The following is a 19,782-nucleotide window of genomic DNA, read 5'->3' as shown; positions in this document are numbered from 1 at the left end:
TTATTAAGAGAATGGACGGCGAAGACGTCGACAGGGAACTGGTGGAGAAGGCGAAGAAAGGCGATCACGGGGCCTTCAGCGCCCTCATGGACCGCTATTACCGGACGGTCCTCAACGTGGTGCACCGCTTCTACGGATGCACCGCCGACGAGGCCGAGGACGTGGCCCAGGAGGTCTTCATGAGGATCTACAGGAGCCTGGCGCGCTTCGAGGGGAGGTCACAGTTCTTCACCTGGCTTTACAAGGTGACCATGAACCTCTGCCTCAAGAAAAGGGAGCAGCGGAAAAGGAGGGAGTGGACTTCGCTTGAGGAGGTCCAGGAAAAGCCCCCCCGGGGTGAGGAACGGGACCCCGTGGAGGCCGGCTACGGGAAGGAGGAGCTCGCGAAAGTGGTGCAGGAAGCGCTTTCGACGCTGCCGGAAGAGCAGAGGAGCGTGGTGATCCTCCACCGCTACCACGATCTCCCTTACGAGGAGATAGCCAAGATCCTCAACATCACGCTTCCCGCAGTGAAATCGCGCCTCCACAGGGCAAAGCTCTCCCTCAGGCAGATGCTGGCGCCCTACGTGGAAGGATAAATCTTTGAAAGGGAGTGGGCCTGTGGAATGTAAGGAAGTAAGGGAAAAGCTCGGGGAGTTGCTCTCAGGCGACGCGCCCCCAGGGCAGAGAGAAGCCCTGGAAAGGCACCTTGCGGCCTGCGATGCCTGCCGCCGTGAGAAGGAGGCCCATGAGAAGAGCTGGGACCTTCTCGGGGCTTATGGCGACATTGAGCCTCATCCTTCGTACAGGGCGCGGTTCTGGGAGCAGGCCCGCAGAAAAAGGGGCTTTTTCGAAAGAGTTTTCGCCCCGGCCTGGAGGCCTGCCGTGGCCCTGGCCCTCCTCGCGGTGCTTGTGCTTTTCTGGTCACTGACCATGGCCCCCCGGCAGAGTGGCGACGATCTTTTTTCCGGAACTTACATGGCATGGCGTGGGGGACCCCTTGAAGGGGCCCACCACTACGTGGCGTCACTGGAAGAGCGCCAGTTGCTTGCCCTGGCCCCCTCGAAGGGTGCCTTCAGGCTTCCCGATTACCTTGAGGAGGAGCCTGCGCCCTGCGAGGAGCTCCCCGAGCTTTTTACCGGGCATGAGAGGCGCGATGTCCTCGAGGGTGCCCACGAGGTCATAAGCGAGATCGAGAGAGGATGGTGACCATGGCGAATAGAGGATTCAGAAGACTGCTCTCTCTGGCGCTCTTTGCCGCATGGGTGGCCCTCATGCTCTCATGCGGCGCCGCTGCCCAGGAGGAAAAGGCCTCTCCCCAGGAGACAAAAGCGCCTGAGGGGAAGTTCACAAGGATGGTGGAGCGCGATGGCGCCCTGAACCTCACCTCCGAGCAGAAGGCAGAGCTCAAGAAGATAAGGGCCCGCTTCGAAGATAAGCAGGAGGATCTTGATCTTTCCATGAAGGCAAAGAAGATAGAGATGGTGAAGCTCTTCCGCGAGGAGAGCCCCGACAGGAAAAAGATAGAGACAAGGCTCAAGGAGCTTAACGCCCTCGAGGGCTCCCGGCAGAAGCTCTTTCTTGACGAGTTTTTCGAGGTGCGGGAGATCCTCACGCCGGAACAGGTGAAGCTTTTCACCCGCAAGACCGTGCGGGCCCTCCTCCGCCCGTAGAATCCCGGCTGATGTTCCGCGGGAGAGAATAAAAAGAGCCCCCTTCTCATTGGTGAAGAGGGCTCTCATAGTTCCTTCGCAGAAACCTTACTTTGCTATCTGGAAGTCGTCGGCAGCCCCTGCCGAGACGCCCGAACCCTTCTTGGCATCAACAAGCTCCACGCGGACCCTGATATGGGTGTTGATGGCGGCGTTCTCCTTGGGGGCCGAGATATCGGTCTTGGTCTCCACCTCTGACATGATGAGCATGCCCTCCTTGTGGGCGAAATAGGTGGTGCCCGTTGCCGAGAGGACCTGCTCCACGCCTTCCTGGAGCTCTATCTTGGTGTCAGGGCAGCTCACCTTGATCTCCACGGTCTCATGGCCTTCCTTCTTCACGAAATCCCAGAGGATATAGTTGTAGTCAAGCTTTATAGGCTCCGGTCTCCCGGGAATGTTCACCTTGCTGTCGGCAGTCCACTTTTCCTTCTTGGCGATCTTTTTCGTGGGGAAGGCAGGCTGGGTGAAGTCCATCTGCACGCTTGTCTGTGAAATCTCGCCGTTCTTCTTCATCTTCATAGAGATGACCTGGCCCACGTTGGGGATAGGCTCTTCAGCACCTTCGCGCTTCAGTGTCCCCGACTCTATCACCACATCAACGGTCATGGTGCCGTCAGCTGCCACGTCCGAGCATTTCTGGAGCATCACCATTTCAAGGTGGGAGACCATCTCCTGCTTCTGATCGCCTTCCTTGATGGTCTGTTCAGAGTCAACGGTGGTCTTGTAACGGATCTCCTCTCCCTTCTTCATCTTGTATTCAAGCTGAATTGCTTCGCCGGTCGCCATGGGACAAACCTCCTTTATTTTTCACGTCTCTCCAGGGAATAAGGTACTATTCAACGTCCACGCTTTTTCCCCTCTCTGGGGAGAGACACTTTTTTACCCTGCACTGATGCCTCGATTCAGGAAAGAAGTGTCTCTGGAGAATACGATTTGACGGATCATGTTCTTTGAGGTACAATGAAGGTGAAGAAAGGGAGGTGCCCCATGAAACTCCTGCCGGTATATCTTGTGGCCCTTATGATTTCACTCGCAATCCCCTTGCAGGCCGCCGATGAGGCAAAAATGGTGCAGTTCGGCGCCAATTCGACGCCCTCAGGATACGTGGTGCAGCTCAACCACAGGGGAAACCAGTGCTATATGAAGATTACCGCCGTGGCTCCCATTGTGAACAGGCTCAGGATCGTCAATGCGGCAAACCACAGCGTGATGTATGATGACAGGCCCACGGTGGGAAAGGTGGTCTATATCCCTGCAGCGAGCTACCTCGTGACAGGGTGGTCGGGGTACGGCACCGAGGATACGCATGCCGTCACCACCTCTTTTGCCGTGACTCACGATTCGGCGGCCCCTTCTTCGGCTTCCTCATCGTCATCCTCGACGGCATCTTCGTCTTCATCACCGCAGTCGTCACAATCGTCGTCACAGTCATCACCGCAGTCATCGCAGTCGTCGGCGCCGCAGCCATCGTCCTCCTCATCGCAGGGAGCCGCCTCACAGCCCATCACCGTCGATGGAAACCCGCTCCAGGCGGGAAGCTCCGGCTCGACGCTGACGGTTTTCTCGACGGGTTCGTCCTATGGCTATCCTTATATCCCCCTCGGGTATCCCTATGGAGCCGTCGTGATGCCCCAGTCGCCTTTCCTCTGGTGCACCGCCTGCAACAAATACCACGGGCAGAATGGCTGCGTGTTCACCCAGTATGTCCCCAGCATCCTGGACCCCTATAACCCTTACTGGAGGCCCCCTTACGTCATCATAAAAAAGTGATCAGAGCTTTCCCATGAGCCCCGAGCAGAACTTGATGAAGTCAGCGGCGGGGAGAAAAAGCACCTGGGAGAGAAGGGTCCCCAGCACCGTGCCTGCCGCGAGGAACACGGCCATTGTCTTCACATGAGAGAGGGGCCTTTTCTCTGCGACGGCCTCGTCGGTGATGAGGGCCGTGATGGGATCGACGACGATGGAGAGCAGGATGGTGGCGATGCCGTTCACGACGGCCGAGAGGAGGGTGACGCCCCGCGCGTCGGGATAAGCGGCGCTCGCATAAGTCGCGGCCAGCACGCCGATGGTGTGTATCGAGATGACAATGATGTTCCCCACGAGGAAATTCCGGGGGATCTGCCTGACATCGCTGAGCCTCACTCCCATCATGCTCGGCGGCCTCAGGCAGGCGATGACCTTTTTCCATGCCTGGAAAGAGAAGCATGTGACATAGAGGAGCCTCGGCAGTGAGCCGAAGCGCTCCATCCCGTTGATGGCTTTCCGGTAGATCTCCACAAAGGTGGGCATGAATATCCAGCCCAGCAGCGCGCCGATGGTGGCGCCGCCGATAATCCATCTGAACTGTGCCTCGATGAGGGTGATGGCGCCCCTCTTGACGGCAGTGTCCACTATCGAACCGATTATGGGGGCATAAATCTGTTGCGCAATGCGCGTGATAAGGAAGAAGAAGTTATAGATGGCGATGGCCGTCGCCACCCTCCTGGTGAGCACGGCGGCGATACGGGCCGAAACCGTTGTCGAGGCCTTCATGGTCACGATGGCATTGAAGAGCACCAGGAGCGCGATATTTCCCACGATCTCGTTGCCGGAGAGGGCAAGGGTGGCAAGCTCGATGACCTTTACTCCCGGTAGCAGCACGAACTGCGCGAGGAAAGTACCCAGAACATTCCCCGCCATAAGGAAGACCGACATGATAGAGACATGGCGCTCGGGCCGCTCGCCGTTGATTGCCTGGTCGGTGATGAGCGACGCCTTGGGATCGACGATGAGGCTGAAGAAGATGGCCGCCACGGAGTTCACGAGGCCTGAGAGCAGCACGGCCGTGCGCTTGCACTCGGGGTGGAGGGCGCTCACGTAGATGGCCGCAAGGGCACCCACGGTCCACACCGCGGTGGCAAAGACATTGAAGACGAGGAATTTCCAGGGGACCCCTTCAAGCCGGAGCAGGCTCACGCCGAAATTTCCCGGTCTTCTCAAGGAGGTCACCACATGGAGCCACCTCGAGGGGTGAAGGAGCCTGATGAGCACCTTTACCATGGACTGGTGGCGCTCCAGTGACGCGATGCCCCGCCGGTAAATTTCTACGAATGTGGGCAGAAGAAGCCATGCCACAATGCTTCCCACGGCCGCCCAGGCCACTACCATGCGCAGCTGCATCAGCAGGAGCTCCATGTTCCCCGTGCGCTCCGCCTTGTCAACAAAGATTCCCATGTAGGGGAGGTAGAAAAGGTTGGCAAAGCGGGTGATGATGAAAAAGATGTTGTAGATGGTGAAGGCCATGGCCACCCTTCGCGTGGTGACGGCAGCCATCCTCGTCGCCACAGTGGTGCAGGTGAGAAGGCTCACTATGCTTGCGATGATGCAGATAAGGAGAAGGTGCCAGTCCTGGAGAAGAGACAGATAGGCCATTTCAGTACCTCATCAAATCCTATTCTTTCTCAATCTTTCTTATCCTCCGTTGCGCCATCCGCTTTTTCAATGCAGGATAAGAGGGCACGCTGGAGAACAGAATAAGGTTTTCTACTGCACGCGAGGAGGATACCATGAAAGAGAGAACCCTTTTGCTTATCAAGCCCGATGCCGTGGGACGCGGCCTTATCGGGGCCATCACGGGGAGAATAGAGCAGAAAGGCCTGGTGGTCGCCGCCCTCAAGCTTCTCACGATGACGAGAGCCCAGGCGGAAACCCTCTATGCCCCCCACAAGGGCAAGGGCTTTTACGAGCCCACCGTCCAGTATATGACCTCGGGCCCCATAGTAGCGATGGTGCTCAGGGGCTTTGACGTCATCAGCGAGGTGAGGGCCCTCATGGGCGCCACCAATCCTCGCGATGCCGCCCCGGGGAGCATCAGGGGAGACTTCGGGCAGCGTGTGGACAGGAACTGCGTCCATGGCTCCGACTCCCCTGAAAGCGCCCAGAGGGAGATACCCATATTTTTCAGCGGGGAGGAACTGCAGGACCATAGCCCTGTGGCATCGCAGTGGATATAGAGAGGGCAGGCTCCCGATGCGCATACTCCTTATCATAAACCCTGCTGCAGGGCAGGACTGGAAGAGGGCCGCTCTTCCGCCCGCCCGGGTGATCCAGGCCAGTTTTCAGTCCCATGGCCACCAGGTGGAGGTGGAGGAGACACAGGCCCGGGGCGATGCCACCAGAGCCGCAGAGAGCGCGGTGACGCGGGGTTTTGACATGGTTATCGCCGCAGGCGGTGATGGCACCGTGAACGAGGTGGTGAACGGCCTGGTAGGCTCCAAGGTGATCTTTTCTCTTGTCCCGCTGGGCACGGAGAATGTGCTTGCCAAGGAAATGGGAATACCTTTTGATGTCGGCAGGGCCTGCGAGTTTATCGAGGAGGCAGCCGTCCGCCGCGTTGACGTGGGGAAAGTCAAGGACCGCTTCTTTCTCTCCTTCGCAGGCGTGGGACTCGATGCCCAGGCAGTATCGGAGGTCCCCTCCCGGCTCAAGGCGCAGCTCGGGAGCCTGGCCTTTTTTCTCACGGGCCTCAGGATGGCCTGGAAATACCGGAAAGCCTCGCCGAAGGCCACCCTTCACATTGACGAGGAGACGCTGGTGACCCATTTCTGGCTCATCATCATCGGGAATATCCCCTCTTACGGGTGGAAGGTGAAAGTCACGCCAAAGGCTTCTGTAGATGACGGCCTTCTGGATGTCTGCGTGTTCCCCAAGACCACGTACCTGGGCATCATCTTCCAGGTGATGGTGGCTTTCCTGGGGATGCACCTGAAGCTCCCGGAGATACGGTATTTCAGGGGGAAGAAGATAACCATCAAGGCCCGGCCCAGGGTGATGGTGGAAGCCGACGGCGAGCTTGTCGGATGGACTCCTGCCGAGATTTCCGTTATTCCCGCGGCGCTCTCGGTAAAATTCTGAAAGGGGGAGAACCTATGGCCCCGGGGACGCTCTTTCTCTGCGCGACTCCCATAGGGAACCTGGAAGACATCACCCTGAGGGCCCTGAGGGTTCTTAAGGAAGCTGACCTTGTGGCCTGCGAGAACAGGGGCCGCACCCTGGGGCTTCTCTCGCATTTCGGCATCAGGAAGTCCCTTATCAGCTACCGCGAAGAGGGCCATGAGGAGCTTGCCCCGGCCATTCTCTCGGCTCTGAGGGAAGGAAAAAAGGTGGCCCTTGTCTCTGATGCCGGGATGCCCGGTGTGGCAGACCCCGGGCCCTCCCTTGTGGCGCAGGCCCGCCGCGAAGGGCTCGCCGTCGAGGTCATTCCCGGGCCCTCATCGCTTCTCGCGGCCCTGGCCCTCTCGGGGTATCCCGCCGATTCCTTTCTTTTTCTCGGCTTTCTTCCCAGAAAGACCAGGAAACGGAGGGAGGTCCTGGAGGCTCTTGCCGCGGAATGCCGCACGGCCGTCATCTTTGAGGCGCCCCACCGGATCGTGAAAATGCTTGGCGAGCTTGCCGGGATCATTCCTGACAGGGAGGCCTTTCTTGGCAGGGAGCTCACCAAGAAATTCGAAGAAAGGCTCTGGGGCACTCCCGCCGAGCTTGGAGCCCTGATGGCGGGCCGTGTGGTGAAGGGGGAGATAACCCTTGTCATAAAGGGGGGGGCTGCGCCCCGGCAGGGTGAAAGCAGCAGCAGCTCCGAAGCCCTCATGGCGCCTGAGGAGTACCTCGCAGGCCTTATGAGAGAGGGCGTCACCCTCAGGGAAGCCCGGGATTTGGTAGCCCGGCGCTTCGGGCTTTCGCGGAGATCGGTCTATGAAAAGGGATTGCAGCTCAGGAGCAAGAAATGAGAACACCGATGAGATCTCTTTATTCCCTCGCAGTGCTTCTTGCTCTCCTGCTCTCTGGGCCTGTGACGGCCCGGGCTGAGGAGGCCCCCTTTCTGCCCATGGCGGGAACGATAAAGAAGCATACTGTCGCACCCGGCGAGAACCTCTATACCATAGGGCTCAAGTACCACGTGGCCATTGACCATCTCATGATGGCCAACGGAATAAGCACCCTTGAGGTGGCGCCCGGCACGGTCCTCACGGTGCCCTCGATGAGAATTGTCCCCGCTTATCTTGACAACGGCATCGTGCTGAACCTTCCCGAGCGGATGCTCTACCTTTTTGAGAACAGGAAGCTTGCGGGATGGTTCCCCGTGGCCATCGGAGCCCCGGGGAAATGGAAGACTCCCGTCGGCGACGTGAAGATTGCCAACAAGGCCAAAAATCCCACATGGCTTCCCCCCGAGTGGGCCGACAAGGAGGACCCCGTGGCGCCGGGACCCGACAATCCCCTGGGAGACCGGTGGATTGGCCTCACCATACCTGGTTATGGCATCCATGCCACCAATGTGCCTCTCACGGTGGGAATGGCCACCTCCCATGGGTGCCTCAGGATGAATCCCCGCGATGTCCATGAGCTCTATGACCGCGTCAAGGAAGGCATGGCCGTCAAGATAATCTATGAGCCCTTGCTGCTGGGGCAGCACCCCGAGACAGGCATAATCTACCTTTCCTGCTATCCCGACGTGTACGGCACTGTACCAGATATGAAGGAGGCCCTTGAGGCCAGGCTCAGAAAGTTCGAGCTCGAGGGCATGGTGGACCATGCCCCTGCCCAGGCCGCTCTTGCCTCGAAAAAAGGCCTTCCTGTCCCCCTCCTCGGGATTGACGTGGCCCTCAGGATCAATGAGCAGCCTCTCAGGCTCTCACTCCCCCTCGTCATGAGGGAGGGAAAAATCTATTGCACAAGCGATGTATTGGGGCCCCTGGGGGGGCAGATCGAGGCCGATGAGGCCAGAGGGGTTTACCAGATCACGAGAAATGACAGAAAATTTGAGCTTCCACTCCGCAGTGAGGGAGCTTCTGAGGGCAGGGCGGTGCTTGCCTGGAAAGGAAGGACCCTTCTTCCCCTCAGGGAGGTCGTGGAGGGCCTTGGGCTGCTCTCGATCTATGATCCTGCGGCAAGGACCATTTCCATTACCGGCGCGACACCCAGGGCCCCGAAGAGGCCTTCTTCCAGGGAGCAGGATAGTGCAAGGGACTACGAGGAGAGGGTGCGCCGCGTAGAAGAGCGGTTCTGAACAATGCCAGGAAGCGAGGGCACGATGGAGGGAATTGATCAGGCGCCCGCCGGGGTCCACAGAATCCTTGTGGTGGATGATGAAAGGAACATGGTGGAGATAATCAAGTACAGCCTGGAGAAGGCGGGATTTGACGTGGCCGAGGCCTATGACGGCAGAGAGGCCATCGAAAAAGCCCGGGCCCTCAAGCCCGATCTCATGGTGCTGGACGTGATGCTCCCCGTGATAGACGGCTACCAGGTGTGCAAGCAGCTTTCCACGGAGATGGGCATGCCGATTATCATGCTTACGGCAAAGGATGAGGAGATAGACAAGGTGCTGGGCCTGGAGCTGGGTGCCGATGATTACCTCACGAAGCCCTTCAGTCCCAGGGAGCTTGTTGCCCGCGTGCGCGCTCACCTGCGCAGGTCGGCGCGGATCCGCCATATGGAAGTCCCTTCCCCGCCCTCCGGCGAATACCGCTCGGGCTCCCTCACGATCAACTTCAACAGGAGGGAAGTGACAAGCGGCGGCGCCAGGGTGGACCTCACGCCGCGGGAGTTTGATCTTCTCCAGTTCCTTGTTGAGAACAAGGAAAAGGTGATTACCAGGGAGACGCTCCTTGACCACATCTGGGGCTATGACTATTACGGTGATGCGAAGATAGTGAATGTGACGGTGGCGAGGCTCCGTGAAAAGATCGAGCGCGATGCGGCCAACCCTCGCTTGATCGTCACTCACCGAGGCGTAGGATACATGTTTCAGGATCCCGGAAGCCCCCCAAAATCCTGACAGCCAAAGGAAGCTATGTTCCGCAAGATTATCTGGCAGCTCATCTTTTCCTACCTGCTGGTGATCCTCTTTTCCATGGGGATAATCGGCTTCCTCCTTCTCAAGTCCCTGGAGAGCCACTTTATCAGCACTCTTGAGTCAACGCTCAGCTCCAACGCCAGGGTGATCGCGCGGTTCTGGGAGCCCTATTTTATCGAGAAGTCGCTCTCCATGAGGGAGCAGCGCCTCATGAAGATGGCCACGGAGCGCCTTGCATGGCAGTCGGCCGGCAGGGTGCGCATCATTGACCGGCAGGGCCATATTCTCATGGATACAGGCCAGGGAATCCATGCCATGCCCGACGATTCCCCCGATCTCGCCAGGGCCCTCAAGGGAGAAGAGCGCATCTCGATTGTTCCTTCCTCGGCGCTGGGCACTTCTTCCCTTATGCTGGTCGCCTATCCCGTCACCATCATGAAAGGCACACCGGGCGGGAAGGAGATAGCCGGCGCGGTGGTCATGACACGGTCTCTTGTGTACGTCAAGGAGCTTATGGGAAGCATAGAAAAGGAGTACGGCGCCGGCATTATCCTCGCCGTGATGGCCCTGGCCCTGCTGAGCATTGCCCTTTCGGCTTACATCGCCGGGCCTCTCAGGGAGATCACGGCGGCGGCGGGTCGGATTGCCGAGGGAGATCTCACCTACAGGATATCGGGAAGCCGCCAGGACGAGATAGGTGAGCTTGCGAGGCGCTTTGATTATATGCGCGAGAAGCTCAGGATTACCCTGGGAGAGCTGGTGGGAGAGAAAAACAAGTTCCAGGCCGTCATCTCCACTATGGCTGACGGGGTGCTTGTATTTGACGGCCAGGGCCGGATCATGATGGTGAACAGGGCAGCCTGCCTGCTCCTTGGCGTCTTTGACCTCGGGCGCGTGAGGGAGCTCCTGGAGAGTGCCGTTTCACCCTTCATGGAGCTGGGAAGAATAGTGAAAGAGGCGGCGCTGCATGGCCCGGAAGGCGCCGAGGTCCTCAAGGGCTTTGCCCGCCAGAGGGTTGTGGAGGTGAGCTACTCCTCCCTGGGGCGCGAGCGCGGAGAGTCCCTGGGCCTTGTGATGGTGCTCCATGACATCACGGAGCTCCAGAGGCTTGACGAGATGAAGACGGAGTTCGTCTCCAATGTCTCCCATGAGCTCAAGACACCCCTTGCCTCCATCAAGGGCTTTGCCGAGCTCCTCCTTGACGGCGCCCTTGAGGATCACGGCCGTGCCGAGAGCTTTCTTACCTCCATCAACCACGAGGTCGACCGCCTCACTCGCCTGGTGAAGAGCCTTCTTGATCTCTCCAAGATGGAGTCGGGCCTGGTGAAAATGGAGATTCAGGTCATTGACCCTGCAGGGCTTGTGAGGGGCGTGGTGGAAAAGCTCTCACCGCAGGCTCAGGCCCTCAGGGTCAGCATTGCGGTGCAAGCCTCGAGCCCCTTCAAGGTCATGGGAAACTCCGACAGGGTAGAACAGGTCCTTATCAATATCATAGATAACGCTCTCAGATACTCGCCCCGGGGTTCGCAGGTTGACATATTCCTCACCCCGGAGGGAGCCTTCGGGAAGGTGGAGGTGAAGGACAGGGGGCCGGGCCTCTCTCCTGAAGAAGAGCAGAGGGTCTTTGAGCGCTTTTACCGCGTTGACAAGGCCCGTTCCCGCGACCACGGCGGCTCAGGCCTCGGGCTTGCCATTGCGCGGCAGATCATTGAGACGCTGGGGGGAAAAATCTGGGTGAGCGGCGCCCCCGGCGAGGGATGCGCCTTCTCGTTCACCCTTCCCCTTGCCCCGGAGCACGAAGAGAGGAGCAAGTAGAATCATGGACAGAACGGAGACACTCAACTGGGTTGAGATTGACAAGAGGTCCCTGGAGCACAACGTGAGGCTCTTCAGGCGCCTTGTGGGAAAAGAGAGAAAGCTCATGGTGATCGTGAAGTCAAATGCTTACGGCCATGGCATGCGACCTGTCTCTGAGATAGCCCTCGCCTCAGGCGCAGACTCACTTGGCGTATTCTCCTTCGAGGAGGGGAAGGCCCTCAGGGAGTGGGGGGTGAAGAGCCCCGTCCTGGTGATGGGATATATCCCCTTTTCGCTCCTTCTCCATGCGGCGGCCCTCGATCTCTCTTTTGCCGTTGCCTCAAGGGAGACCCTTGAAGCCCTTCTGCCCCTGGCAGGCACGATGAAGGCCCGTATCCATCTTAAGCTGGACACGGGCCTTCACAGGCTCGGCTTCAAGCTTTCAGAGCTACCCCTGGTAAAAAGCCTCATCGGGAGCACTCCCGGCATTGAAGTGGAAGGGCTCTTCACCCACTTTGCCAACATAGAGGACACCCTTCACCACGAGTTCGCCCGCTCACAGCTTGCCCTTTTTCAGAAAATGGCGGCACCCTTCATGAACCAGGGAAAAGTGCTGCGCCATACGGCATGCACGGCGGCAACGCTCCTGTTCCCCGGCACCCATTTTGAAATGGTCCGGGTGGGCATAGGACTTTACGGGATGTGGCCCTCAAAGGAGACGCTCATCACTGCCCTGGAGACCGAGAAGCATGTCCTGAATCTCAAGCCTGTTCTTACATGGAAGTCCAGAATCATCCAGATTAAAAAAGTGAAGCCCGGCGATACCGTGGGCTACGGCAGGTCATACCGAGTGACGCGCCCTGCCAGGATTGCGGTTCTTCCCGTGGGCTATGCCGACGGCTACGACAGGAAGCTCTCCTCCAGGGGATCGGTGATCATCAGGGGCAAGGAGGCGCCTCTGGTGGGAAGGATATGCATGAACATGTGCATGGCCGATATCACCCATATTCCCGGTGCCTCAGTAGAAGACGAGGTGATTCTGCTGGGCACCCGCAAGAGCGCCTCCATAAGCGCCGATGCCATGGCGGAGCTCATCGGTACCATCAACTACGAGGTGACGACAAGAATCAATCCCCTGCTCCCCAGGATGATAATCTAGACAAAAGTCTAGCCCTTCTTTTTCATGAAGTGCTCGAGAAGGTCAAGGGCCTCTTTGAGGAGGGCTGTCTGGGGAAGATAGACCACGCGGAAATACTTTTTCCCCGGCTTTATCTCGAAGCCTGAGCCATGGACGAAGAGAACCCCTGTCTCCCTCACAAGCTCCAGTACAAAGTCCTCGTCGGTGGCAAAGCGCTCCGAATCCAGGCGCGGCATGGCATAAAAGGCTGACTCGGGCTTCACGCAGCTAATGCCCCCGATGGAGTTCAGCCGCGAGTGGATCAGGTCCCGCCTCTCCCGGAGCTTTGCGAGGGTCTCCCTGATGTGGTCCTGGGAGCCTTCGAGGGCGGCCTTGATGGCGAACTGCTGGGGGCCCACGCTGCAGAGGCGGGCATCAAGGAGCTTCCTGATGGTGAGAAAGTATTCATCGGTGGCCTTCAGGTTCTTGATGATCATCCACCCCGTTCTCCATCCCGGCGCGAGGTAAGACTTGGAGAGGCCGTTCAGCGTGATGACCGGTACGTCATCGCAGAGGGAGGCGAGGGAGATATGGGATTTGTCAAAGATGAGCTTGTCATATATCTCGTCGGCGAAGATGATGAGCCTGCGGGATCTCGCAATTTCTATGATGCTGAGCAGCGTCTCCCTGTCGTACACGGCCCCCGTGGGGTTGTTGGGGTTGATGATGACAATGCCCTTGGTGCGCGGAGTGATCTTTGCCTTGATGTCCTCCAGATCGGGGAGCCATCCCCGGGCCTCGTCAAGGTAGTAAGGGTTGAGGCGGGCGCCGATCTTGGTGACCACGGCATGGTAAAGAGGATAGCCCGGCGCAGGGGTGAGGACATCGTCTCCCACGTCAAGAAGTGCTGTGAGGGCAATCTCTATAGCTTCGCTTGCCCCGGCGGTGATGAAAACCATTTCGGGATTGGTGTCGATGCCGTTATGCTCCCTGGCGTGCCGCGCCACCGCCTCGCGGGCTTCCTGGATGCCGCTTGAGGGGGCATAGCCGTTCTCGCCCTTCAGCATCGCCTGGTGGACAGCCTCAATCATGGCAGGTGGGGTACGGAAGTCAAACTTGTTGGGATCGCCGATATTGCAGTAGATGACTTTCTTTCCAAGGGCCTCGACCTTCTTGGCCTCATGGACGATGTTTCTTATGGCATAAGTCACTTTGCTCGCCCTCTGCGATGGCGTGATGTGCATGGGAAACCTCCTTGAGGGAAAAATACCTCGGGCACAACAAATTCCCCTTTTCTCCACCGCTTCTCCTTCTCCTGCCGCGCGGCTGCCATTCCTGTCACCTCAGGGAAAAGAAGGTATAATTTCAGTTTCATATAATATGGTATCTATTTAGGCACCTGCCAGGGGCTCACAGGCAGGTGCAGGGAAGGAACTCAGCCTATGGCCCTCACTCCCGAGGCTCCCTCCAGGAGAAAAACCCTGGGGAGCACCAGCATCATTGTGATAATCACCGTAGTCCTCATTCTTGCAGTGGTCGGGAGGATCGTCTGGGGCCATTTCCGCCACAGGCGCGAGCAGGAGATCCAGAGGAATTATTCCCAGTGTTACCACTCCCTCTGCATTATAGAGAAAGCTCTCCAGGAATATGCCCGCGATCACAGGGGTCTTTACCCCGATAAGCTTGACAGGCTCGTTCCCCGTTATCTCAAGGAATTCCCTCTCTGCCCTCAGGCCCGCCGTAACACATACAAGGCGTCCTATTACGCCATCACCCTGCCGCCGATGTATTTTCTCGCCTGCCAGGGCACCAACCATCTCGGTCCTCCCGATACTCCCCAGATTGTCTCCGACCTGGGCTTTTTCTCGGAGAAGGCTTCCGATCCCCTTGTCTGTGTCTATGAGGAGGGCCATATGAGGGAGATCATGGAGCTCATTCAGGAGTCCAATGGCCTGATAAAAAAGGGCAAGTGCGACGGGGCGCTGGGGGTTCTCAGGCGCGAGATGAAGCTCAGAAGGGAAAAGCGTGATGAAATGTACGTAAAGATGGCGTACTGCTCATTCTCTCTCGGCGATGACCGATCGGCCCTTTCCTCCCTTGAGGAGGCACTCAAGGTCCGCTTTGACCTCTCGCAGTGGATGGTCCTTGCCCCCTGGCTCTACCAGGAGAAGAACCAGGAGCCCGTCCTGCGCATGATGAAGAGGTACTACAGGGAGAACCCTCAGGATATCTCGGCGGCGCTTGTGGTCTCAAAGCTCCTTGAAGCCCGGGGGGAGAGTGCCGAGGCGCAGAGGCTCTACAAGGGCGTGCTTGACGAGGCGATGTCGGGGAATCCCGCGGTGGATCTTTATTTCAGAGGCCTTCTCCTTCGCAGCGAGGGAAGCAACCAGGATGCCCTGGATACTCTGATGAGCATAAGGGATGTGCAGACGCAGAACCTTCCTGCGGAGCAATTCGCCTGCCTGGAGGCTGAGGAGTACATCAAAGAACTGAAGGAAAAAGTGAAAGACCGAAAGGAGGAGGCCCCGCCGCGGAAAGCCGGGAAGTGAAGAGAGCCCGGCAGGGACGAGTTGTCCTCGCGGAATTTTTTTGGTATAATCTTTCTTGATGTGACGTGGAGGAATGACCTGTCTATGATCCGTTTTTATGGAAGCAGCAACGCCCGTTATTTTCTCACCGTGCAGGACAAGCATGTCACCCTCTATCATGAAGATAAGGTCATGTGGAGCACTGATCTCATTCACACCGACTTCGAGGTGCTTGGAGTGGGCTCCAATTCCTGCGTGGCCATGTGGTTCAAGGAGGGCGTCTATCTTTTCAGGCCCGGCGAGCGCGTGAGGGCTGAAGCGCTGAAAAAGCTTCAGACCTCGGTCTTTCAGAAGACGGAGTCGGTGCTTTCCGATATTTTTTATAACGACGAGGGCTCTTCCTTTGTGTACATGAGGGTCTCCGGCAAGAGCAAGGTCACCGAGAAGCTCTTCGGGGCCCTTTCCTCGGCTCCCACGGAAAAGGGACTCAAGGAGTTCGAGCTCATCTTCTATGATATCCCCTCTGAGTCGGCCCACACGCTTCATAAAATGGTGCACCCCCTCTCCATGGAAAAATACGTGAAGTGGAGCATTTCCAGGGATTTCAATTACCTGGTCCTGGGGAATCCCAGGAAGATCCCTTCGGGCGTAAGCGTCAAGTACTCGATTATCGACACGCAGAGCTTTAAAACGGTGAGGAGCTTCGAGCTGCAGGATACCGAGGTGCGGTCAATCAGGGTTAACAACGAGGGCACCGCCCTCCTTGAGGCTTCAAAGCGCGGTGTGGAAAACATTCTTGTGGTCACGAAGGATGCGAACAGCTATAATATTCAACGGCCGACCGATGCGGAGATTCTTCACCTGGGAAGGAGCTTTGTGGCCTTTCATGTGCACCGCCCCCCCGCCTTCATAGTAAAATCCCTTGATGACAGAGAACTTATCACTAATAACCTCTCCATATTTGAACAGCACAAGGTGGAATATGCCCTTCTCTTCAATGCGAGGGACACCATGAGCCTTCTCTATCTGAAAGATGATCAGCTCTATCACTTCATCACCGACATGAGCACCCTCATTACCGAGATAAGGCGCTTTGAGCTGGTGATGAGGAAGAAGCAGGCCGAGGAGCAGGCTCCTGTTGAGCAGCCGGTTAAATATGAGGTTCCCTCGACTTCCCCCCTCAGGGAAGCTCCCGAGAGGCCCCATTCATTGAAAAGGCCTTCGGCAATAGAGTTTTTTTTAGAGAGAGAACCTGTAAAACCTTCCCGCGATGAGTTTATCACCCTTGAGGATACCTCTTCCCCGCCTCAGGCTCCTGAGCCTGCCGAGGAACCGGCTGAGGAAGAGGCCGGCGCAACCTCCCTTCCGGTGGTCAAGATTCCTGACAAGACCGAGCTTTTCCAGATGCTGGAGACCCTCAAGCTCCACCTTGTGATGGGAATAGTTGACGACAAGGCGTACCAGGAGAAAAAGCAGGCCATTGAGCGGATGATAGAGCTCCAGGACAAGCAGCCATCGCTCCAGGCGGCCTCCCCTGCCGCATCTGCAGCGCCTCAGAAGGCCGGGGAGCAGGAGTCACCCTCCTCTGAAGAGGAGAAGGAGCGCGAGAAGATACAAAAACTCCTTGAGTCTCTTGAAGAGCGCTTCATTCTCGGCGAAATAAACGAGACCTCCTACCGGGAGCTCAAGGCGAAGTACCACCGGTCCCTCAGCGCCAAGCGCTTTCAGGCGTCCCCGTCACAGACCTCAAAAGGGTAGATCCTTTCACATCCAAGGAGGAACCAGTATGAACAGAACTTTTGTTGCAGGCTTTGCAGGCGCCCTTGTGGGGGCCCTTCTTGTCATTGCCTATCTTCATCTCTTCGCAAGGATGCCGGGAGCCCCTGCGGCGCCTTCCCCGCTCCCCTCCCCCTCATTGGTGACGCACCTGGAGAGCGGCTCGTCAGTCACTGCCGCCGTGGATAAAATCCTGCCGTCAGTCGTCTATATAGACACCAAGGCTTTTGCTGAAGTAGTATCCCCCTCGAATGATCCTCTGGGGAATCTTTTCGGCTTTCCCATGAACCGCTCGCAGGTAGTGCCCCGCGAAGGGCGCGGCTCCGGCGTAATAGTCAGTGAAGAGGGCCTGATCCTCACCAACGAGCATGTGGTCCATGGCGCCACCGAGATACTTGTGACCCTCTCAAATGAGCAGCACTTCCCAGCAAAGGTGAAAGGTGCCGATATCCTCTCTGATATTGCCATGCTGGTCGTTGATGCAAAGGCCCTCAAGGCGGCTGTTCTCGGCAACTCCGATGATCTCAGGATAGGCGAGAGTGTCGTGGCCGTCGGGAGCCCTTACCGGTTTCAGCAGACGGTGACGGTGGGGGTCTTAAGCGGCAGGGGGAGAAGCATCTCCGAGCAGTCCAAGGACTTCCAGGATCTCCTCCAGACTGACGCCGCCATCAATCCAGGGAACTCGGGAGGCCCTCTCGTCAACACCAGGGGGGAGGTTATCGGCATCAACACCGCTATCATTCCCTACGCCCAGGGGATCGGCTTTGCCATCCCCATCAATACGGTCAAGAACATCATGGAGCAGCTTATTGCCCATGGCAAGGTGAGCCGTCCCTATATAGGCATCATGATGCAGGATCTCAACGAGCAGATCGCACGGTATTACAGGCTTCCGCTCAAGGAAGGCATCATTATCGTCGGAGTGGCACCTGGAAGCCCTGCGGCGGCATCAGGCCTCCAGATCAGGGATATCATCACCGAGATGAATGGCACGGCCCTCAAAGACGCCGAGGCTCTCAGGAAGCTGGTGAAAGGCCTTAAAGTGGGTGATTCTGTGTCCCTCAAGGTGTGGCGCATGGGGAGGAGCGGCATGGTGAACCTTAAAATGGCTGAAACGCCCTAGACACCCTCTTCTCAGGCGACACAGATCTTGTTTTTCCCTGTGCTTTTCGCCCTGGAGAGGGCCTGCTCCCCTCTTTTCACGAGATGATCCATCCCTTCACGGGGACCAAGCAATGCGGCGCCAATGCTCACCGTCACATGGATGAAGCCCGAGGGAAAGAGCGATACAGTGCGGGCCTCCACCACTGTGCGGAGCACCTCGGCAATCTCCTCGGCTTTCATCAGGTCCGTATCGGGAAGGACCACGGCAAATTCCCCGCCCTCGTAGCGGGCAAGTATTCCATTGGCAGGGACATGGGAAGCCAGGGTCTCCCCTACCTGGGTAAGGGTCCTGTTCCCCTGCTGGAAGCCATACTCAGTATTGATCGACTGGAGCCCGTCAATGTCAATGGCAAGGAGGGAGAGGGGAGAGGAGAGATCCCGGGACCTCTTTATCTCGTCCCTGGCCTTTGTCTCAAAGAACTTCCTTGTATAGACTCCTGTGGTCTCATCGCGCTTTGCCTCCTCCTCGAGGATTTTCAGCCTTTTACGCTCCTTGTCAAGGCGTTCCATCTTCTTGAGGGAGACCTTGACCCTCGCGTGGAGCTCATCAAAGCTGAAAGGCTTGGCCACGTAATCATCGGCGCCCATTCTGAAGCCCATCATGCGGTCTTCAAGCTCCGATTTCGCGGAGAGAAAGATAATGGGGATCTCGTGGCCTTCCTCTCCGCTCCGAAGTATCCGGCACACCTCGTAGCCGTCCATTTCGGGCATGTTCACATCCAGGATGATGAGATCGGGGCAATACTCCGACACCCTGCCGAGTGCTTCCCTGCCATCCCTGGCCGACTGGGCGAGAAAGCCCGATGATTCAAGAAGCTGGATAAGCATGGTGCGGATGACCTCGTCGTCATCAACTACCAGGATTCTGTGCTGCTCTTTCAACGGAGTCCTCCCAGGAGCTTCTTTGTCACCACAAATTCTCCCTCTCTGCGATAAAACCCTCCCATAAAAGGTTTTCTTCTCTTTTTGGAGAAAGGGATTAAAGGGGCCCTCGGCGGCGTAATCACCATGGGGGCTCCTCTGCCACTATGAACCATGGAGGTACGTGACATGAAATATCTTGCAGGGCTCTGTATGCTTCTCATAGTGTGTTCTGCTCCTTATGCCCATGCCGCTTCAAATATTGACGCGCGGCAGCTCGTCGATCACCTTTATATCCCCTCGGGTCAGATGCCTGTCCATGACCTGGTCATTGAGCTCGAGGAGAGCGTAGCGGGCTCGGCCGATTCTTCGCTTGTCCCGTCAGGCAAGGACAAGATCTATTTCAAGGCGCCCAACAAGCTCAGGATTGACTCGGTCCTTATCGATCCCGGCGGACCCTTTGACGGGAGGAACATGATAATCATCCGCGACGGGATCAATGCCTGGCATTACCTTTCAACGGGCCAGTATCCCGTGAAAAAGAAAGCCGACGAGCCCAGCGCCCCCCTCAACCTGCCCTTCGGAGTAATGCGCTATCCCCAGGACGTGGACAAGCAGTACACCGTTTCAGGGAGCGAGACTATTGACGGCGTACAGACAAGCGTGGTGAAAATCACCAATCCCTCCAATCCCTCTGAGGAGGTCACCGCATGTATTGACAGGACACGATGGGTACCCCTGAAGGTGAGCCTCAAGCAGAAGGACAAGGGAGGCGAGGTGACCAAGAAGGTCCTTTACAAGCAGATAGGGCAGACCAAGGACGGCCGCTATTTCCCTATGAAGCTTGAGATCTTCAGGAATGAATCACTGGTGCGCGTGGTGGTCTACAAGGCAGTTGCCGTGAACGCAGGCCTTGACGAGAGCCTCTTCCAGCCCATGGACAAGTTCGTCAAGTAACGCGGAAACAAAATCTCTCTTTCAGGGTCTTACCATAAGAGTAAGATGAGAGGGGTG

The 19,782-nt window shown here is 57.5% G+C and carries 19 protein-coding genes; 15 read left to right on the top strand and 4 right to left on the bottom strand.

Annotated features, from left to right (window positions below; all coding sequences use genetic code 11):
- Positions 1-11: 11 nt before the first annotated feature.
- Genes RDV48_08865 through RDV48_08855 form a run of 3 tightly spaced genes read left to right on the top strand, consistent with a single transcriptional unit; the run spans position 12 to position 1,652 of the window.
- Complete coding sequence (locus RDV48_08865; GenBank protein MDQ7822890.1) at positions 12-578, top strand: RNA polymerase sigma factor; 567 nt, start codon at positions 12-14, stop codon at positions 576-578.
- A gap of 22 nt (positions 579-600) precedes the next feature.
- Positions 601-1,188: a zf-HC2 domain-containing protein gene (locus tag RDV48_08860; GenBank protein MDQ7822889.1), complete on the top strand. Its 588-nt coding sequence runs from the start codon at positions 601-603 to the stop codon at positions 1,186-1,188.
- Between the two features lie 2 nt (positions 1,189-1,190).
- Positions 1,191-1,652: a periplasmic heavy metal sensor gene (locus RDV48_08855; GenBank protein MDQ7822888.1), complete on the top strand. Its 462-nt coding sequence runs from the start codon at positions 1,191-1,193 to the stop codon at positions 1,650-1,652.
- A gap of 87 nt (positions 1,653-1,739) precedes the next feature.
- On the opposite strand, the gene RDV48_08850 is transcribed toward RDV48_08855, so the two are convergent.
- A complete protein-coding gene (locus tag RDV48_08850) occupies positions 1,740-2,477 on the bottom strand; it encodes a hypothetical protein (GenBank protein MDQ7822887.1) in 738 nt (245 codons plus the stop codon).
- A 201-nt stretch (positions 2,478-2,678) separates the two neighbouring features.
- On the opposite strand from RDV48_08850, the gene RDV48_08845 reads away from it, so the two are divergent.
- Positions 2,679-3,461 (top strand): hypothetical protein, encoded by a 783-nt coding sequence (locus tag RDV48_08845; protein ID MDQ7822886.1) that lies wholly within the window; start codon positions 2,679-2,681, stop codon positions 3,459-3,461.
- Here the strand turns inward: RDV48_08845 and RDV48_08840 are convergent, their stop codons facing one another.
- Entirely contained in the window at positions 3,462-5,102 is a 1,641-nt protein-coding gene (locus RDV48_08840) for a DUF2837 family protein (protein ID MDQ7822885.1), read from the bottom strand. It lies immediately after the preceding gene.
- Positions 5,103-5,236: 134 nt separating this feature from the next.
- Here RDV48_08840 and ndk point away from each other — a divergent pair, with 134 nt between their 5' ends.
- The 7 genes from ndk to alr are packed head-to-tail and all read left to right on the top strand — an operon-like array spanning position 5,237 to position 12,481.
- Positions 5,237-5,683, top strand: coding sequence for a nucleoside-diphosphate kinase (ndk, locus tag RDV48_08835; GenBank protein MDQ7822884.1), 447 nt, complete (start codon positions 5,237-5,239; stop codon positions 5,681-5,683).
- Positions 5,684-5,699: 16 nt separating this feature from the next.
- Complete coding sequence (locus tag RDV48_08830; protein MDQ7822883.1) at positions 5,700-6,584, top strand: diacylglycerol kinase family lipid kinase; 885 nt, start codon at positions 5,700-5,702, stop codon at positions 6,582-6,584.
- A gap of 14 nt (positions 6,585-6,598) precedes the next feature.
- Positions 6,599-7,456: a 16S rRNA (cytidine(1402)-2'-O)-methyltransferase gene (gene rsmI, locus RDV48_08825; GenBank protein ID MDQ7822882.1), complete on the top strand. Its 858-nt coding sequence runs from the start codon at positions 6,599-6,601 to the stop codon at positions 7,454-7,456.
- Positions 7,453-8,736, top strand: coding sequence for a L,D-transpeptidase family protein (locus RDV48_08820; GenBank protein ID MDQ7822881.1), 1,284 nt, complete (start codon positions 7,453-7,455; stop codon positions 8,734-8,736). Before rsmI ends, RDV48_08820 begins: the two co-directional genes overlap by 4 nt.
- Before the next feature lie 3 nt (positions 8,737-8,739).
- Positions 8,740-9,507, top strand: a complete 768-nt coding sequence (locus RDV48_08815; protein ID MDQ7822880.1) for a response regulator transcription factor — start codon at positions 8,740-8,742, stop codon at positions 9,505-9,507.
- Positions 9,508-9,522: 15 nt separating this feature from the next.
- Positions 9,523-11,340 carry an ATP-binding protein gene (locus RDV48_08810; protein ID MDQ7822879.1) on the top strand — a complete coding sequence of 606 codons (1,818 nt, stop codon included), beginning with the start codon at positions 9,523-9,525 and terminating at the stop codon, positions 11,338-11,340.
- A 4-nt stretch (positions 11,341-11,344) separates the two neighbouring features.
- Positions 11,345-12,481, top strand: a complete 1,137-nt coding sequence (gene alr, locus RDV48_08805) for an alanine racemase (GenBank protein MDQ7822878.1) — start codon at positions 11,345-11,347, stop codon at positions 12,479-12,481.
- Between the two features lie 8 nt (positions 12,482-12,489).
- Here alr and RDV48_08800 read toward each other — a convergent pair whose 3' ends face one another.
- Complete coding sequence (locus RDV48_08800; GenBank protein MDQ7822877.1) at positions 12,490-13,683, bottom strand: aminotransferase class I/II-fold pyridoxal phosphate-dependent enzyme; 1,194 nt, start codon at positions 13,681-13,683, stop codon at positions 12,490-12,492.
- A gap of 198 nt (positions 13,684-13,881) precedes the next feature.
- Between RDV48_08800 and RDV48_08795 the strand changes: the two genes are divergently transcribed.
- From RDV48_08795 to RDV48_08785, 3 genes are all read left to right on the top strand, one after another.
- Positions 13,882-14,988 (top strand): hypothetical protein, encoded by a 1,107-nt coding sequence (locus RDV48_08795; protein ID MDQ7822876.1) that lies wholly within the window; start codon positions 13,882-13,884, stop codon positions 14,986-14,988.
- A gap of 84 nt (positions 14,989-15,072) precedes the next feature.
- Complete coding sequence (locus RDV48_08790; GenBank protein MDQ7822875.1) at positions 15,073-16,725, top strand: hypothetical protein; 1,653 nt, start codon at positions 15,073-15,075, stop codon at positions 16,723-16,725.
- A gap of 28 nt (positions 16,726-16,753) precedes the next feature.
- On the top strand, positions 16,754-17,866 hold the full coding sequence (locus tag RDV48_08785; GenBank protein MDQ7822874.1) for a trypsin-like peptidase domain-containing protein: 1,113 nt from the start codon (positions 16,754-16,756) through the stop codon (positions 17,864-17,866).
- 11 nt (positions 17,867-17,877) lie between these two features.
- Here the strand turns inward: RDV48_08785 and RDV48_08780 are convergent, their stop codons facing one another.
- Positions 17,878-18,789, bottom strand: coding sequence for a diguanylate cyclase (locus tag RDV48_08780; GenBank protein MDQ7822873.1), 912 nt, complete (start codon positions 18,787-18,789; stop codon positions 17,878-17,880).
- Between the two features lie 168 nt (positions 18,790-18,957).
- On the opposite strand from RDV48_08780, the gene RDV48_08775 reads away from it, so the two are divergent.
- Positions 18,958-19,725, top strand: coding sequence for an outer membrane lipoprotein-sorting protein (locus tag RDV48_08775; GenBank protein MDQ7822872.1), 768 nt, complete (start codon positions 18,958-18,960; stop codon positions 19,723-19,725).
- Positions 19,726-19,782: the final 57 nt, after the last annotated feature.

The organism is Candidatus Eremiobacterota bacterium (genome assembly GCA_031082125.1).
Lineage (GTDB): Bacteria > Vulcanimicrobiota > CADAWZ01 > CADAWZ01 > Ess09-12 > Ess09-12.
The sequence above is the reverse complement of the archived record's forward strand: the minus strand, read 5'-3'. Positions and strand labels throughout refer to the sequence as shown.

Coding starts and splice junctions, on each gene's coding strand:
- RDV48_08865 (MDQ7822890.1), top strand. CDS start 12: ATGGACGGCGAAGACGTCGACAGGGAACTGGTGGAGAAGGCGAAGAAA.
- RDV48_08855 (MDQ7822888.1), top strand. CDS start 1,191: ATGGCGAATAGAGGATTCAGAAGACTGCTCTCTCTGGCGCTCTTTGCC.
- RDV48_08850 (MDQ7822887.1), bottom strand. CDS start 2,477: ATGGCGACCGGCGAAGCAATTCAGCTTGAATACAAGATGAAGAAGGGA.
- RDV48_08845 (MDQ7822886.1), top strand. CDS start 2,679: ATGAAACTCCTGCCGGTATATCTTGTGGCCCTTATGATTTCACTCGCA.
- RDV48_08840 (MDQ7822885.1), bottom strand. CDS start 5,102: ATGGCCTATCTGTCTCTTCTCCAGGACTGGCACCTTCTCCTTATCTGC.
- ndk (MDQ7822884.1), top strand. CDS start 5,237: ATGAAAGAGAGAACCCTTTTGCTTATCAAGCCCGATGCCGTGGGACGC.
- RDV48_08830 (MDQ7822883.1), top strand. CDS start 5,700: ATGCGCATACTCCTTATCATAAACCCTGCTGCAGGGCAGGACTGGAAG.
- rsmI (MDQ7822882.1), top strand. CDS start 6,599: ATGGCCCCGGGGACGCTCTTTCTCTGCGCGACTCCCATAGGGAACCTG.
- RDV48_08820 (MDQ7822881.1), top strand. CDS start 7,453: ATGAGAACACCGATGAGATCTCTTTATTCCCTCGCAGTGCTTCTTGCT.
- RDV48_08815 (MDQ7822880.1), top strand. CDS start 8,740: ATGCCAGGAAGCGAGGGCACGATGGAGGGAATTGATCAGGCGCCCGCC.
- RDV48_08810 (MDQ7822879.1), top strand. CDS start 9,523: ATGTTCCGCAAGATTATCTGGCAGCTCATCTTTTCCTACCTGCTGGTG.
- alr (MDQ7822878.1), top strand. CDS start 11,345: ATGGACAGAACGGAGACACTCAACTGGGTTGAGATTGACAAGAGGTCC.
- RDV48_08800 (MDQ7822877.1), bottom strand. CDS start 13,683: ATGCACATCACGCCATCGCAGAGGGCGAGCAAAGTGACTTATGCCATA.
- RDV48_08795 (MDQ7822876.1), top strand. CDS start 13,882: ATGGCCCTCACTCCCGAGGCTCCCTCCAGGAGAAAAACCCTGGGGAGC.
- RDV48_08790 (MDQ7822875.1), top strand. CDS start 15,073: ATGATCCGTTTTTATGGAAGCAGCAACGCCCGTTATTTTCTCACCGTG.
- RDV48_08785 (MDQ7822874.1), top strand. CDS start 16,754: ATGAACAGAACTTTTGTTGCAGGCTTTGCAGGCGCCCTTGTGGGGGCC.
- RDV48_08775 (MDQ7822872.1), top strand. CDS start 18,958: ATGAAATATCTTGCAGGGCTCTGTATGCTTCTCATAGTGTGTTCTGCT.